Source organism: Lysinibacillus sp. FSL L8-0312, assembly GCF_038003285.1.
Classification (GTDB): Bacteria; Bacillota; Bacilli; order Bacillales_A; family Planococcaceae; genus Lysinibacillus; species Lysinibacillus fusiformis_D.
The window spans coordinates 14,981-28,837 of the sequence record NZ_JBBOOV010000002.1; the positions used below are offsets into that span (position 1 = coordinate 14,981).

Annotated in this window: 14 protein-coding genes; 10 read left to right on the top strand and 4 right to left on the bottom strand. The window is 38.4% G+C overall.

Annotation, left to right across the window (positions count from 1 at the left end; all coding sequences use genetic code 11):
* The first annotated feature begins 112 nt into the window (after positions 1-112).
* The 3 genes from MHI22_RS23200 to MHI22_RS23210 all read left to right on the top strand — a co-directional run bounded on the left by MHI22_RS23200 (position 113) and on the right by MHI22_RS23210 (position 2,941).
* The gene (locus MHI22_RS23200) at positions 113-253 is read left to right on the top strand and encodes an RAxF-45 family protein (RefSeq protein WP_004232534.1); all 141 of its coding nucleotides are present in this window, start codon (positions 113-115) and stop codon (positions 251-253) included.
* Positions 254-357: 104 nt separating this feature from the next.
* Complete coding sequence (abc-f, locus tag MHI22_RS23205; protein WP_340810304.1) at positions 358-2,157, top strand: ribosomal protection-like ABC-F family protein; 1,800 nt, start codon at positions 358-360, stop codon at positions 2,155-2,157.
* Positions 2,150-2,941 carry a GNAT family N-acetyltransferase gene (locus MHI22_RS23210; protein WP_340812737.1) on the top strand — a complete coding sequence of 264 codons (792 nt, stop codon included), beginning with the start codon at positions 2,150-2,152 and terminating at the stop codon, positions 2,939-2,941. The genes abc-f and MHI22_RS23210 overlap by 8 nt, the downstream gene beginning before the upstream one ends.
* 61 nt (positions 2,942-3,002) lie before the next feature.
* Here the strand turns inward: MHI22_RS23210 and MHI22_RS23215 are convergent, their stop codons facing one another.
* A complete protein-coding gene (locus MHI22_RS23215; RefSeq protein WP_340812738.1) occupies positions 3,003-4,565 on the bottom strand; it encodes a bifunctional metallophosphatase/5'-nucleotidase in 1,563 nt (520 codons plus the stop codon).
* Between the two features lie 182 nt (positions 4,566-4,747).
* Here MHI22_RS23215 and MHI22_RS23220 point away from each other — a divergent pair, with 182 nt between their 5' ends.
* The 5 genes from MHI22_RS23220 to MHI22_RS23240 all read left to right on the top strand — a co-directional run bounded on the left by MHI22_RS23220 (position 4,748) and on the right by MHI22_RS23240 (position 9,227).
* Positions 4,748-5,821, top strand: a complete 1,074-nt coding sequence (locus tag MHI22_RS23220; protein ID WP_340812739.1) for a phosphate/phosphite/phosphonate ABC transporter substrate-binding protein — start codon at positions 4,748-4,750, stop codon at positions 5,819-5,821.
* A gap of 106 nt (positions 5,822-5,927) precedes the next feature.
* Positions 5,928-6,731 carry a phosphonate ABC transporter ATP-binding protein gene (gene phnC, locus MHI22_RS23225; protein WP_036126991.1) on the top strand — a complete coding sequence of 268 codons (804 nt, stop codon included), beginning with the start codon at positions 5,928-5,930 and terminating at the stop codon, positions 6,729-6,731.
* Positions 6,688-7,503: a phosphonate ABC transporter, permease protein PhnE gene (phnE, locus tag MHI22_RS23230; RefSeq protein ID WP_271912723.1), complete on the top strand. Its 816-nt coding sequence runs from the start codon at positions 6,688-6,690 to the stop codon at positions 7,501-7,503. Before phnC ends, phnE (MHI22_RS23230) begins: the two co-directional genes overlap by 44 nt.
* A gap of 10 nt (positions 7,504-7,513) precedes the next feature.
* A complete protein-coding gene (gene phnE, locus MHI22_RS23235; RefSeq protein ID WP_340812740.1) occupies positions 7,514-8,320 on the top strand; it encodes a phosphonate ABC transporter, permease protein PhnE in 807 nt (268 codons plus the stop codon).
* 172 nt (positions 8,321-8,492) lie between these two features.
* Complete coding sequence (locus MHI22_RS23240) at positions 8,493-9,227, top strand: hypothetical protein (RefSeq protein WP_036126981.1); 735 nt, start codon at positions 8,493-8,495, stop codon at positions 9,225-9,227.
* Positions 9,228-9,389: 162 nt separating this feature from the next.
* Here MHI22_RS23240 and MHI22_RS23245 read toward each other — a convergent pair whose 3' ends face one another.
* Entirely contained in the window at positions 9,390-9,761 is a 372-nt protein-coding gene (locus MHI22_RS23245) for a hypothetical protein (RefSeq protein WP_330493520.1), read from the bottom strand.
* Between the two features lie 109 nt (positions 9,762-9,870).
* Complete coding sequence (locus MHI22_RS23250) at positions 9,871-10,224, bottom strand: hypothetical protein (RefSeq protein ID WP_340812741.1); 354 nt, start codon at positions 10,222-10,224, stop codon at positions 9,871-9,873.
* A gap of 85 nt (positions 10,225-10,309) precedes the next feature.
* Between MHI22_RS23250 and MHI22_RS23255 the strand changes: the two genes are divergently transcribed.
* Positions 10,310-10,840, top strand: a complete 531-nt coding sequence (locus tag MHI22_RS23255; RefSeq protein WP_082673732.1) for a hypothetical protein — start codon at positions 10,310-10,312, stop codon at positions 10,838-10,840.
* Positions 10,841-10,855: 15 nt separating this feature from the next.
* A complete protein-coding gene (locus MHI22_RS23260) occupies positions 10,856-12,409 on the top strand; it encodes a flotillin family protein (protein ID WP_058844285.1) in 1,554 nt (517 codons plus the stop codon).
* A 501-nt stretch (positions 12,410-12,910) separates the two neighbouring features.
* Here MHI22_RS23260 and MHI22_RS23265 read toward each other — a convergent pair.
* Positions 12,911-13,792: a tyrosine-type recombinase/integrase gene (locus MHI22_RS23265; RefSeq protein ID WP_271912728.1), complete on the bottom strand. Its 882-nt coding sequence runs from the start codon at positions 13,790-13,792 to the stop codon at positions 12,911-12,913.
* Between the last annotated feature and the right edge of the window lie 65 nt (positions 13,793-13,857).

Below are 13,857 nucleotides of genomic sequence, written 5' to 3' on the forward strand. Positions count from 1 at the left end.
GAATGTCTATTTGTATATTTATAAAATTTAATGATTAGTGAATTTTTTCCTTTCCAAATAATCTGACTAATGTTATGATACCTATAACTATTATGAACGGAGGTGAAAAGGAATGAATAAAAACGCTACGAAAACATGTGTAAAAGTGGATACAGCTATGTATTTTGCACGTGTGATTACTTTCGATTTTGCGAACAACGGGATAGGTCTGTCCATTTTTAAGCAAAATCAAATAACAAACGTAGCGAATTAACCATTCTTTTTCACACATTTATATGAGAAGAAGACTGCTTGTTAAGGAGCAGTCTTTTTTGTGTTCTAAAGATGTTTTCGCACGTTTCATTGGAGGAAAAAACGATGCAAATGAAAGCTGAACAACTACAAAAAATTATGGGTGGCAATATAGTATTCGAAAATTTACAGCTAGAGGTAAATAGTGGCGAGCATGTGGCGATTGTCGGTGTGAACGGCAGTGGTAAAACGACTCTCCTACAGCTACTTGCAGGTGTAGAAATACCTGAAAAGGGGCGAATTATTAAAAGTAAGGAAGCGACGATTGGCTATTTACATCAAATTCCCCACTATCCACAACATGCTGTGAAAGAAGTGCTGGAGGAGGCATTTTCGGATATTTATGCAATGAAAGCAAGAATGACAGCACTTGAGCAAGAAATGCAGTCAACGGTAACGGATAAAATATTATTGCAATACGGGCGAGTGCAGGAGCAGTTTATGTTGCTGGGGGGCTATGAAGTAGACACCCAGTTAGCCATGATCGCAAATGGACTAGGTATTACGGATATGCTAGAACAACCGTTTAACAGTTTAAGTGGCGGAGAAAAAACAAAGGTAATGCTTGGGCAAATTTTATTGAAAAAGCCTTCTATTTTGTTATTAGATGAACCAACGAACCATCTTGATATGCAGGCAATTGAGTGGCTTGAAAACTATGTACGAAACTTTGAGGGCATTGTCATTGTCGTCTCTCATGACCGGCATTTTATGAATCAAGTAGCGCAAAAGATTATCGAAATTGAGGATGGAGAGGCTTTTACGTATAACGGCGATTATGATGCTTTTATAGCACAAAAAGAAGCAAAGGTTGAACAACAGTTTGCAAATTATGAAGAGCAACAAAAGAAAATTAAAAAAATGCAAGAAACGATTAAACGTTTAAAGCAGTGGGCGAATGAAGCGAACCCGCCAAATGCGTCTATGCATAGACGTGCTAAGAGTATGGAAAAAGCACTGGCACGTATCGAGCGAGTAAAGAAGCCAATCACCAAAAAGAAAATGAATTTAGCGCTAACAATGGCTGAGCGTAGTGGCAAAGAGGTAGTGCTATTAGAAGGGGTTCATCATGGATATGATAAACCTTTATTGAAGGACAGCAACCTCGCTGTTTATTTTGGGGAAAGGTTGGCGATTGTTGGGAACAACGGTAGTGGAAAGTCAACGTTATTAAAAATGATGCTAGGGGAAATCGTTCCGAAGCGTGGAATCTGTTATGTTGGTAGCAATGTGAAATTTGGCTATCTCTCACAGCAATTTGAACATCAAAATCCTTCTATCCGATTAATTGATGCCTTTCGTGAAAATGTTGCAGTGTCAGAGGCTGAAGCCCGGCATATTCTCGCACGATTTTTATTCTATGGCTATGATGTCTTTAAAAAAGTGAAGGACTTAAGTGGTGGAGAAAAAATGCGTCTACGTTTGGCACAACTAATGCATGAGGATATTAATGTACTAATCCTAGATGAACCGACCAACCATTTAGATATTGAAGCAAGAGAAGTTTTGGAAGAGACACTAGAATCCTTTGAAGGCACAATCATCGGTGTGTCCCATGACCGCTATTTCTTACAGAAAATTTTCGCGAAAACAGCATGGATAGATAATCAAACAATTCAGGTTTTTGAGGGAGATTATGAGTGGGCTAAACAAAAAAGACAGGAATTCACAAAGAAAACGATTGAAAAACAACCAGCAAATAAAACACAGCCACCTAAAAAAGAACTACTGATTGAACAACAAATTGAAAAATTAGAGATAAAACTACAACAACCATCGCTTGCTAAAGAACAACGGCAGAAGCTTGAAATACAATTAGAACATTTATATGAAAGATGGTTAGAGGGGGGCGCAGAGCATGTTTAATTTAGAACGCATTATGCAGCTTGATATAGAGTATGTGAAGAGTTTCAGTGAAGTGGAGGTTTCTAAGGAGGGGCCCTTATTTTACAATCAGGCTATCCCAACCTATTATGATGCAAATCATGCACAGATTTGGAGAAAGATTGAACAGCCAGATGCGTTTTTACAAGCTATCAAAGCGTTCTATCAATCAAAATCTCTGATTCCACGAATTTATTTGTATAATCTTGAAGAAAACCATTTATGTATAGAGGCATTAGAGAAGCATGGCTTTCAATATGAGCATTTTGTCAACGAAATTCAGTACTGGAACGGTGAATATGCGATACTTCCACCTAATCCTGCCATTCAAATTGAGCGTGTAACGGATGCAAATATGGAGGAAGCATTAGCAGTAGAAATGAGCATTGCTGCATTTGGAGAGCCTTCATTAATAAAAAAGGCATTTGAGCAAACCTATCATTCGTCACATTTTACGTATTATCTATTAAGACTAGATGGGGTGGCGTGCTGCTCGGCAAATATTTTTGTGTCAGGAAATCAAGGAAGGATCGAAAGTGTTGCAACAACTGAAAACTATCGTGGTCGAGGTTTAATCGGCTATATGCTGCAACATATCCAACAGCAATCAGTAAAACAGGCATTAGAGCATCTTTGGATATTACCGATTAGTGAGCAGGTTGCCAACGTCTATGACAAGGCAAATTTTAAATCGGTGGGCTCCATTGCATCAATTCATGCGTTTACTGAGGGGAAGAGCATTCAAGACATTCGCCAACAGGCTTAAATAGATACACATAAAGATTGCCAAATTCCTGTAGTGCTTACAAGGAATTTGGCATTTTTATTTAGAACTGTACTTGCCAATTTTGATTACAAGTTACTTTGATGAAGGGATGCTTTAAAATATAATCAGCCATTATTTCGGTCATATCAATTTGTATTTCTTTTACAATGGGGCAATTTCTTAAAAAGTCAAAATTCCCTGCTCCTGTAGCACGATAGCTGCTCATTACAACATCAAATTCCGCATCCATTTGGATAGCCTTGTCATTGTACAAAAGTTTCGTCACACGTTCACCAATCGGTTTGGATATGTCAAAGATGTATTCAATACCCTCCCACATATCATAATTATAGGGCTGTGCCTTAGGATAAAGAAATGGCTCTGCCACTTTTAATTGTCCTGCCTCGACCGTAAAATAACTAGCAGATTGTTCAAGTGCGAGTAAGATGTCCTGTCCTGATAGACGAAGTACCTTTAATGTATTGGCATAGATGTAGTTTGTAACAATATCACGCATGGTGACAGCTTGCTTTAAGCCACCTCGTTCATCATGGAAAAGAGCCGTACAAGAAATAGAAGTTCCGGATGTCGCCATTTGAATGCGATTGATAAACTCTATATAAGGATGCTCTTGAATGCGTGCTAGAAACGGATCTTTGATTTGTAAATCTCCTTGGATCACACCAATCGTTTCATCTAACCAGGCTTCGGTTTTTTCAAATGTAGGAGAGATAAGCTGACAAACAGCTGCATTAGGTATTGTACTTTCAGCGCTATAAATAAGAGATGGTGTATGAGAAATCGTTTGGATCGTATGCTGGTCATCCATCTCGATTTCGAGTTGAATGCTACCGAGACAAACTCCTTTAGTACCAGGTTGAACAACGGATTTTCCCATAACAGTTGTGCAAATCTCACGATGTTGATGACCAGAAATAATAATGTCGACTTCATCAATTTCTGCGCACATGCGGTACCCTTGATTTTCACCATCCTCTGCTTCAAGCAATTCTCCCGTTTCAAGATTTCGCTCAAATCCCCCGTGATAGCAAAGAATGAGAATATCAATTTGTTCATTAGCACGAATCCATTTTGCCCAGTAGCTAGCACTCGAAAAGGCATCCTCAAAGTGAAGACCTTGGATATGGAGCGGTTCTTCCCATTTTGTTACAAAATGCGTGGTCACACCTAAAATAGCCAATCGAACACCATCTACTTCTTTTAGTATATAAGGCTTCGTAAATGGCTTGCCATCCTCTGTCACGATATTTGCTCCTAGCCATGGAAAATTGGATTGGCTCCTAATAGATTGTAACGTCTCTTGACCATAATTAAATTCGTGATTGCCGAATACCATGGCATCATATTGAAGCTCATTGGCAACTTGAATCAATGGATTCGATTCTTGTGCTTGGAATTTCTGGTGATAAAAAGTCATGGGACTTCCCTGAATAAAGTCACCATTATCAATTAAGAGGGTAGGCATTTCAAGCCGTTTTTCCTCGATGATGGTTGCTAGCTTTGCTAAGCCAATTGCTTCATTATGATTGTTTCGGAAAGTAGTTGGCATAATATAGCCGTGAATATCGCTAGTTGCCAGTATTTGTATGGTTTTTATCGTCATAACTGATCCTCCGATTAGTAGTATATCCACAGTATATAAAGTAATAGCCAGGAAAGTAGCGTATTTACAATATCAAAATACTATTTTACGAATTAGATACATAGATTTACTCGCTTTTAACACTAGGAAAATATTTACTGTATATACTGAGGAAGCATTTCAAAAATGGGGAGGATAACACTTTGAAGAAATTACTACTTTTAACGTTAACGTGCACGCTTTCTGTGTTCTTAATGGCATGTGGAAATGAAGTTACTAGTACATCAAGTGCTGATAAAACTGTAGAGACGTCTACTGAGGCAAGTGGCAATGAATCAGTAGACAAATTAACGATTGGCTTTGTGCCTTCACGTAATCCAGATGAAATTATTACGGCAACAGAACCTTTAAAGGGGTTGCTGAAGGACGAGCTTGCAAAATTAGGCTTTGATGTAGGTGAGATCGATATTACAGTAGGAACAAATTTTGAAGCAGTGGGTGAAGCCTTATCTGCAGGTACGACCGATATTGGCTTAATTCCTGGGGGAACTTATGTGCTCTATGATGATGGCGCAGAAGTCATTTTAACAGCTACACGTGCAGGCTTAAATAATGACTCTGATCATCCAATTGATTGGAATAAAAACAAGCCAACTGCTCCGACAACAACACAGGCCACTTCTTATAGAGCCATTTTGGTGGCAGGGCCATCTGAAAAAGGGAAAGCATTAGCAGCGAAAGTCAATAACGGTGAAAAATTAACGTTTGAAGATTTAAATGATGCTACTTGGAACGTCATGTCCTCTTCTTCACCAGCGGGCTATATTTATCCAACATTATGGTTACATGAGAATTTTGATAAAACAATTCCTGATTTAACGAAGGTTGTTCAGGCGGATTCTTATGGGAGTGCCTTTGCCCGTTTAGCAGCAGGTCAAACGGATGTTTTGGTCACATATGCAGATGCACGTCGCGATTATGAAGAAAGCTGGCAAGGCGAATTTGCCCGCTCTGCTTCCATTTGGGAGGAGACAGATTTGATTGGTGTTATGCCCGCTATTTATAATGACACGATTAGTGTGAGTAAAAACTCAAAGGTTATGACAGCAGAGTTGAAAGAGGCAGTTCAACAGGCATTCATAAATATTGGCAACACTGAAAAAGGGAAAGAAGTGATTGCTATCTATAGCCATGAAGGCTATCAGGCTGCAAAGGATAGTGACTATGACAATGAGCGTAAAGCACAGAAATTAGTGCAAAATCTAGGTTCGAACTAAAGTCAGTCTTGAAGGTGAAGAATCTGTGGCTTGCGGTTATCCCGCAGAAAGCAGATTCTTCTTTCATTCATTCGGTGAGATTCTTTTTTAGAAATGGAGCGGTACAATGATTGAGTTTAAGGAAGTAGAAAAACGTTATCCAAATGGTTATCTTGCCTTACAGCAAATTAATCTTCAAATTGAGCAAGGTGAATTTGTGGCTATCATCGGTTTATCGGGTGCAGGAAAATCAACACTGTTGCGCTGTATTAATAAAATGCATGATATTACGGGGGGAACATTGCATGTTAATGATGTGAATGTGCATCGACTCAAGGGCAAGGGTATTCGCCATCTACGCCGTAATATTGGCATGATTTTTCAATCTTTTAACCTTGTTACTCGTGTATCAGTTTTGCAAAATGTGTTGGTTTCCTTTGTACCGACTATGCCTGCCTGGCGAAAAATTTTAGGCATTTTTACGAAAGAGGAAAAGCGTAAAGCATTAATGGCACTTGATCAGGTTGGTATTTTAGATAAGGCCTATGTACGTGTCGATCAGTTATCGGGTGGACAGCAACAGCGTGTTGCTTTAGCTCGTACGCTTGCTCAAAATCCTCAAATCATTTTAGCTGACGAGCCTGTTGCATCGTTAGACCCTGTAACAGCAAAGCAAGTTATGGAGGACTTTAAACGGATTAACCAAGAGCTAAACATGACCATTTTGATTAACATTCATCATGTTGATTTGGCATTAGCTTACGCAACACGTGTTATTGGTGTACGTGGTGGTGAAATTGTCTTTGATGGACAAGCCGATGAAATCAACGAGGAAACGCTTGCGTTCATCTATCACAATACGAATCAGGAAAGAGGCGTAACGAACCATGCGATGGAAGCTGCTATCACCGAAAAAAATAGTATTGCCTAATGGCAAAGAAGTGCTGGGAAAACGGTCATTCAAGCCAATCGTGTGGCTTATTCTATTCGTATTAACTGTGCTTGCCATTCGTATTACAGGCTTTAGCTTAGAAATTTTAGTGAACCGAATTCAACAATTTTTTGTCATCCTACAACAGATGATTCCACCGAATTGGGCCTACTTATCAAAGCTATGGCAGCCGCTCTTCGATACGATTAAAATGTCGTTATTTGGCTCTATTGCGGGGGCTATATGTGCCTTACCAATAGCCGTTCTTTCAGCGACCAATATAACCAAGCATAGAGGAATTGCGCTGGTAAGTAAGTTTATTTTAAGCCTACTTCGAACTTTACCGACACTGATTATTGCACTTATTGCGACATTTATTTTTGGGCTTGGAACGATGGCTGGCACAGTAGCCATTTTCCTATTTACCATTGCATATGTTGGAAAGCTATTATATGAGCAAATAGAAAACGCTAATATGGAAGCCTACGAGGCCATGCAGTCGATGGGGCTAACGACCATTCAAGCCTTTCGTTTTGCCATCCTGCCACAAATCCTTCCTAACTACTTGTCGACATCATTGTTTTGCTTTGAAGGGAATGTTCGTTATGCGTCTATTTTAGGATACGTCGGTGCAGGGGGAATCGGCCTGCTGCTCAATGAAAGTTTAGGCTGGAGAAGCTACGAGAATGTGGGCATGATTCTTTTAATGCTTGTTGGTACTGTTTTTATCATTGAAACAACGAGCGAATATTTCCGTAAAAAATTAATGTAGAGGTGATGTTATGAATGCAATCGGAAAACAATTACAGTTACAATCAAATCGACGCATGTCATACATCATGATAATTGTGATCGTTTGTCTTTTATTTATTTGGTCTATAACAACGATTCATTTTGAGAATATATCAGTAAATGGGATAAAAATCGTTAAAAATATATTTGTAGGATTGCTGAATCCCGATTGGTCATTATTAGTCAATACGACAACAGCAGGTGTACCTTATTTATTAATCGAAACGATGGCCATAGCATTTCTTGGAACCATTGTCGGCGCATTGCTAGCCATCCCTTTAGCCTTTTTGTCGGCTTCTAACATTGTGCCAAAGCCTATTGCTTTTGTTGTCCGTTTACTGTTAATAATCATTCGTACGATTCCTGCCATTGTCTATGGTCTTATGTTCATCAGAGTAACAGGCCCTGGTCCATTTGCTGGTGTACTGACGATGTCATTAACTTCTATCGGAATGCTGTCAAAGCTCTATGTTGATGTTATTGAGGACTTAGATAAAAGTATTCTAGAGTCAATGGAGGCAATTGGTTGTACGTTGCTGGAAAAAATACGTTACGGTATTTGGCCACAGCTAACAGCATTATTTTTATCCATTGTGATCTATCGTTTTGATATGAATTTACGAGATGCAACCGTACTCGGCTTAGTTGGAGCAGGTGGAATCGGTGCGCCATTAATTTTTGCGATGAACGCATATAAATGGTCTGAGGTAGGGTCCATTTTATTGGGACTTGTCCTGCTTATTTTACTCGTGGAGTATGTTTCGAATCGCATACGTACGAAGCTTGTCAAAGGGTAAGTATGAATTGATGAAAACTAGTAAAATCCTGAATAGTATCGACTATTCAGGGTTTTTCATTTATTGTTAAAAAGAAGGATTTTCAATTATTAAAAGTTTTTTACTTGAAAAAATGTCGTATTCGATTTATTGTCTTTAGAGATACTTGTTTAATGGACTTGGAGGATATAAAATGCACGGAATTTATATACGCTATAATGTCTCAGAAGAAACCCAAGCAGCACAATGGCCCAAAAAAATGGATGCATTTGCGTATGTTCAACGAGGAAAACCACAACAAGACAATGTTAGCTTGCTGTCAAAAGAAGAGCTGAAAAACCATGCCATACGCTATATTAAAAGCTTAAAAGACAATGCAAGTGTACATTTAGTAGAGCAACGCAACGGCGAAATTGAACATTTTGATCGACGTTATATGGAATCATTAAAGTTAAAAGAAAGCATCGATTCACAACTTATTAATCTAGAAGAAATTCGTTTATTATTACAATTAATGAATGTCTTGAATTTATCGCATGCATTTGGAGAAAATGCTGGAAAGCTATTGCGTCAAATTACCCCTTATGCAAAAGATGTGGAGCATCCAACATTCCAAACAACACGTGTTGAGCGCCATTTCTATTCGGAATTAATTGAACAAATTGAAATGGTCTATGCCCGAATTATGCGTCAACACAACCCATCAACGACTGAAATGCAGCAATCAGAAAAGCTCTGGACAACAGTCTGTGAGCAAGCAATAGAAAAGGTAGAAGCCCGCATTGAACGTTTATCTTCTATCAAATTAAAGCATGAGAAAAATTTACTAGAGTTTAATCACTTAAAACAGCAAAATATCGAGGCGAAGGAACGCTTAGATCTAGCTGTGAATGAACTGGATGAAATTTTAAATGTCCTAGAATCATAAGAAAAGCATGTCTACCGATTGGAGTGCCAGTCGATAGACATGCTTTTTATGCTGTAGACGGATAGAAACGCCAAAGTGACGGATAGAACCTTTGATATGAAGGATAGAAATGAGAAAATGATGGATTAAGCCATAGAAGTGACGGATAGCACCACTCTTGCTTTACTTTTCCTCATTTTGATCGCGTTTGGTTTGGCGTGAAATACGCAGTAAATCAAGTACAAGCAATACGACAATGATATAGAAAAGAGGGCTAGTAAACGATAAACCGATTTGCGACTGGCCACCAAGCAATGTTAAAACAATCCATAAACCAACTGTATACAGCGTCAAACCAATATAGGCTTTTTTGGACAATTTTTTATATCTACCTTTATCGATAGCTAGCTGTATGATAACTAACACGACTAATAGAAGAAGAATGATTTTTTTAGTTAAGACTGTTGCAATCGTTGTGTCAGGGAAAAAATCATTCACGAATAATAATGTGAAAAATACTAGAATTAAAAAATTTAAGATCGTTGAAAGTTTCATGCCATATCTCCTTAGTTGCCAAAATTCTTTTCTATTGTAACATGGTTCAGTTAGAGAGAAATGAAATTATGATATATTGAAGCGAAAATTATGTATGGGGTAGGAAATATTAATTTTTATTGAAAGAATCATGATATCTTTTTAGCATTGTCGCAAATTGCTCACGTGTTAAGAAATTTTGAGGATGAGTGCCATCTGTAATACTTTTATTTCTTAACCACTCCCACGCAGCATTATGCATGTTTGAGGCTTTTCGAGCAGGGACAATAGCTTGCTTTGTTTTTAAAGCCTCCTCAAGCTCTTTTATTTTACTGAGTAATTCTGTATATTGTGACATTGTTAGTTCTCCTTTATTAGCTAAGATAGTATTTTGGACAACTTTAAGAGCTCTTAAAAAATTGTCCATGCAGGCGATTCTTACTTTTACTGCCCTGAATTTAAAGAAACTGGTGACTTGCTCCATTTTTGTTTGAAAAATGCGAAAAATTTCGAAACTTTTCCAGGGGTATATCCGTATAGTAGGTAATATGATGAAAGGGGTGAGCAACTTGACGCTATTTGGCTATTCACTCGAACAAATCTTTTTGGTTGTTTTGATTTTTGCTGGTCTTGCCACAATACTCGTTATGTTTTTTGGTGATGCTGTCGAAGGTATTGGTGAAGGACTGCCCATTTTTAATCCGAGTGTCATTCTATCTTTCATTACGTTGATGTCAGCAGCAGGATTTATTTTAGAAAAACTAGCCTGGTTCTCTAGCGTTTGGAACATTATTGCTGCATGTATCATCGGCGTTATTTTAAGTACTTTGTTTTATTTATTCGTCCTTGTTCCGCTGCGATCAGCTGATGTTTCATTGGCTTATACGGAGGAATCACTAGGGGGGCAATTGGGAAAAGTCATTGTACCAATTCCTGTAAATGGTTTTGGTGAGGTTGTTATCGAAACGACAAGTGGTATGATTTCGAAACGGGCAACAGGCTATGATAATGAAGCCATTGACTATGATGAGACCGTGCTTGTTGTAGATGTGAAGGATGGTACACTTTTTGTCAGAACGTATGAGAAAAAATTTGTATAAAGGAGAGATCTATCTATGTCAACCGATATTTTAATTGTTTTAGGAATTGTAGCGTTTGTATTAATCGCCCTAGTCGGCTTATATGTGACAAAGTATCGTACGGCGGGTCCTGATGAAGCACTGATTGTGACAGGTAGCTATCTCGGCTCAAAAAATGTACATAAAGATGAGTCGGGGAATCGCATTAAAATAATTCGTGGGGGCGGTACATTTGTATTCCCTATTTTCCAGCAAGCACAGCCATTAAGTTTACTATCTAGTAAACTAGAGGTAACAACGCCTGAAGTTTATACAGAACAAGGTGTACCTGTTATGGCTGATGGTACAGCCATTATTAAAATTGGCGGCTCCATTTCTGAAATTGCAACAGCAGCAGAGCAGTTTTTAGGAAAGCAAAAAACGGAGCGTGAAGCGGAAGCACGCGAGGTTTTAGAAGGCCATTTACGTTCAATTTTAGGCTCCATGACGGTGGAGGAGATTTACAAAAACCGTGATAAATTCTCACAGGAAGTTCAACGTGTTGCTTCTCAGGATTTAGCTAAGATGGGTCTTGTGATCGTATCCTTCACGATCAAAGATGTACGAGATAAAAATGGCTATTTAGATTCACTTGGTAAACCAAGAATTGCACAGGTAAAACGAGATGCAGATATTGCGACGGCAGATGCAGAGAAAGAAACGCGTATCAAACGTGCAGAAGCCTCTAAGGAAGCACAAAAGGCAGAGCTAGAACGTGCGACAGAAATTGCGGAAGCGGAAAAGGAAAATCAATTAAAGGTAGCTGAGTTCCGTCGTGAGCAGGATATTGCAAAAGCCCGTGCTGACCAAGCCTATGAGCTTGAAACAGCTCGTGCTAAGCAGGAAGTTACGGAGCAAGAAATGCAAATTCGCATTATTGAGCGTCAAAAGCAAATTGAATTAGAAGAAAAAGAGATTTTACGTCGTGAGAAGCAATATGACTCTGAAGTGAAGAAAAAGGCTGATGCGGATCGTTATGCAGTGGAACAAAATGCCGCTGCCGAAAAAATGCGAGAGCTTGCGCAGGCTGATGCGGAAAAATATCGGATTGAATCGTTAGCGAAAGCAGAGGCGGAGAAAATTCGTTTGGATGGTCTTGCTAAAGCAGATGCCGAAAGAGCGCAAGGTGAGACAGAAGCAGATATTATTCGACTACGAGGTCTTGCAGAAGCTGAGGCTAAACGTAAAATTGCCGAAGCCTTTGAATACTATGGTCAAGCAGCTGTGCTGGATATGGTAGTGCGTATGATGCCAGAATATGCAAAAGAGCTTGCGAGTCCTCTTGGTAATATCGATAAAATTACAGTGGTCGATACTGGTGGTGGCGAAGGCAGTGGAGCAAATAAGGTTACGTCTTATGCAACTAATTTAATGTCTACACTACAAGAAACATTAAAAGAAACTTCTGGTATCGATGTGAAGGAACTGATCGAAAGCTATGCTGGTAAGCACACTTTGCGTCCAGAATTAGAGCAAATTGCCCTAGGTTTGGAAAAAAAGCAAGCACCTGTTGAAGCAGTAGAAACAAAAGAAACTGTAGAACAATCCTAATAAAAATATATTTACCCAAAGAAAAATGGCATTTCCAATTGTGATAGGTTCCCTATTAGGTAGACAGATTAAAAAATAAAATCTGTTTATCTAATGGGGATTTTTTTATGACAAAATATTCTTTCACTGAAGAAACAGTTAGCCATTATATCATTCTAGCAGGAGGAGCATTACACATTAAATGAAGTAGCAAAAAATTTAGATGTACACCAAGATACAAAAAAGATTGGCAAAATAATGATCTTTATTTTGAAGAAGGGGTCTGAGCAATTAAACCAATAGAAACCTACTCTAAAGAAATAACATTGAGACAAATATTTCGTTTTACAACAATGAATGCTACCAAGAAAATTTAATAGAATTTAAGGATCAACACTCATAAAGAATTTTTTATTTTCACTGTCTACTTGACTGGGAGCACCACACCCACATTTTTATGCAAAAAAGCCCAATCCTTTCAAATTGCGCTAATTACGTTTCATATTTAGTTTTACATAGTTGTCACATTATTTTTTTCTGAGGAAACCCGTAATTTTTTTGCCAGTTCGGGATGATTTTCAGCTTTGCCAACTGCTTTTGTTTCGTTTCGGCACTGGTTTTCAAATAACGTCTTGTGGTGTCAATGCTTTTATGTCCTAAAATATCCGCTAAATCCGACAGTGGATTGCCGCAGTCTAAAAAGCTTCGGGCGAAGTAGTGCCGCAGATTATGGGGGAAAACCATTGCTGGATCAACTCCGCATTGCTCTGCTACTTCTTTCATTGCACGTGCAATATAGGAACGGCTAATAGGGCTGCCTTTACTGCCCGTAAAAACAATACCGCTTTTCACATTTTTTTCCTTGCAATATAAGGATAAATGACCTTGTAAATCCTTATGTATGACAATCGTGCGTACAGTTCCTTTATTGTTAATAAGAACCTTACCGCTCTTGATAGCCTCAACGGTGATAAACTGCAGTTCCCCTATGCGTATTCCTGTGTAGGCAAGCGTTAGCATAATCATCGCAGTTTTCGTCTTTTTATTCGTGAAGGCGCTTTCAATCAACTTGTCAAATTCCTTTTGGGTAAGCTCATGTTGAGCGGTGGTCTGTTCTTGAATTCTCAGAGCCTTTAGGGTGAGATCATCCATCTCCATAAATTTTAAAAATTTGTTGACCGCCGCAATGCTGCGGTTGACGCTTGAAGGTTTCAGCCTTATTTCCATTGATTTTTTATACTCTATTAAATATTCCTTTTGCAGTTTCCCATCTTTTCCCTCTAAAAAATCAATCAATTTCAAAATATCTTTTTGATAGCTTCTGATACTATTTTTTGCGTATTCATTGTATGTTAAATGTTTAATGAATTTAGGCAAACCACCCTTTAGCTTGTTTAATAACATAAAAATAATATACTCCTTTTTGACTTTGACAAGAGTATATCAGCAAGTATTACAATTTACAACAT

Coding starts and splice junctions, on each gene's coding strand:
- MHI22_RS23200 (WP_004232534.1), top strand. CDS start 113: ATGAATAAAAACGCTACGAAAACATGTGTAAAAGTGGATACAGCTATG.
- abc-f (WP_340810304.1), top strand. CDS start 358: ATGCAAATGAAAGCTGAACAACTACAAAAAATTATGGGTGGCAATATA.
- MHI22_RS23210 (WP_340812737.1), top strand. CDS start 2,150: ATGTTTAATTTAGAACGCATTATGCAGCTTGATATAGAGTATGTGAAG.
- MHI22_RS23215 (WP_340812738.1), bottom strand. CDS start 4,565: ATGACGATAAAAACCATACAAATACTGGCAACTAGCGATATTCACGGC.
- phnC (WP_036126991.1), top strand. CDS start 5,928: ATGATTGAGTTTAAGGAAGTAGAAAAACGTTATCCAAATGGTTATCTT.
- phnE (WP_271912723.1), top strand. CDS start 6,688: ATGCGATGGAAGCTGCTATCACCGAAAAAAATAGTATTGCCTAATGGC.
- phnE (WP_340812740.1), top strand. CDS start 7,514: ATGAATGCAATCGGAAAACAATTACAGTTACAATCAAATCGACGCATG.
- MHI22_RS23240 (WP_036126981.1), top strand. CDS start 8,493: ATGCACGGAATTTATATACGCTATAATGTCTCAGAAGAAACCCAAGCA.
- MHI22_RS23245 (WP_330493520.1), bottom strand. CDS start 9,761: ATGAAACTTTCAACGATCTTAAATTTTTTAATTCTAGTATTTTTCACA.
- MHI22_RS23250 (WP_340812741.1), bottom strand. CDS start 10,224: ATGGAGCAAGTCACCAGTTTCTTTAAATTCAGGGCAGTAAAAGTAAGA.
- MHI22_RS23260 (WP_058844285.1), top strand. CDS start 10,856: ATGTCAACCGATATTTTAATTGTTTTAGGAATTGTAGCGTTTGTATTA.
- MHI22_RS23265 (WP_271912728.1), bottom strand. CDS start 13,792: ATGTTATTAAACAAGCTAAAGGGTGGTTTGCCTAAATTCATTAAACAT.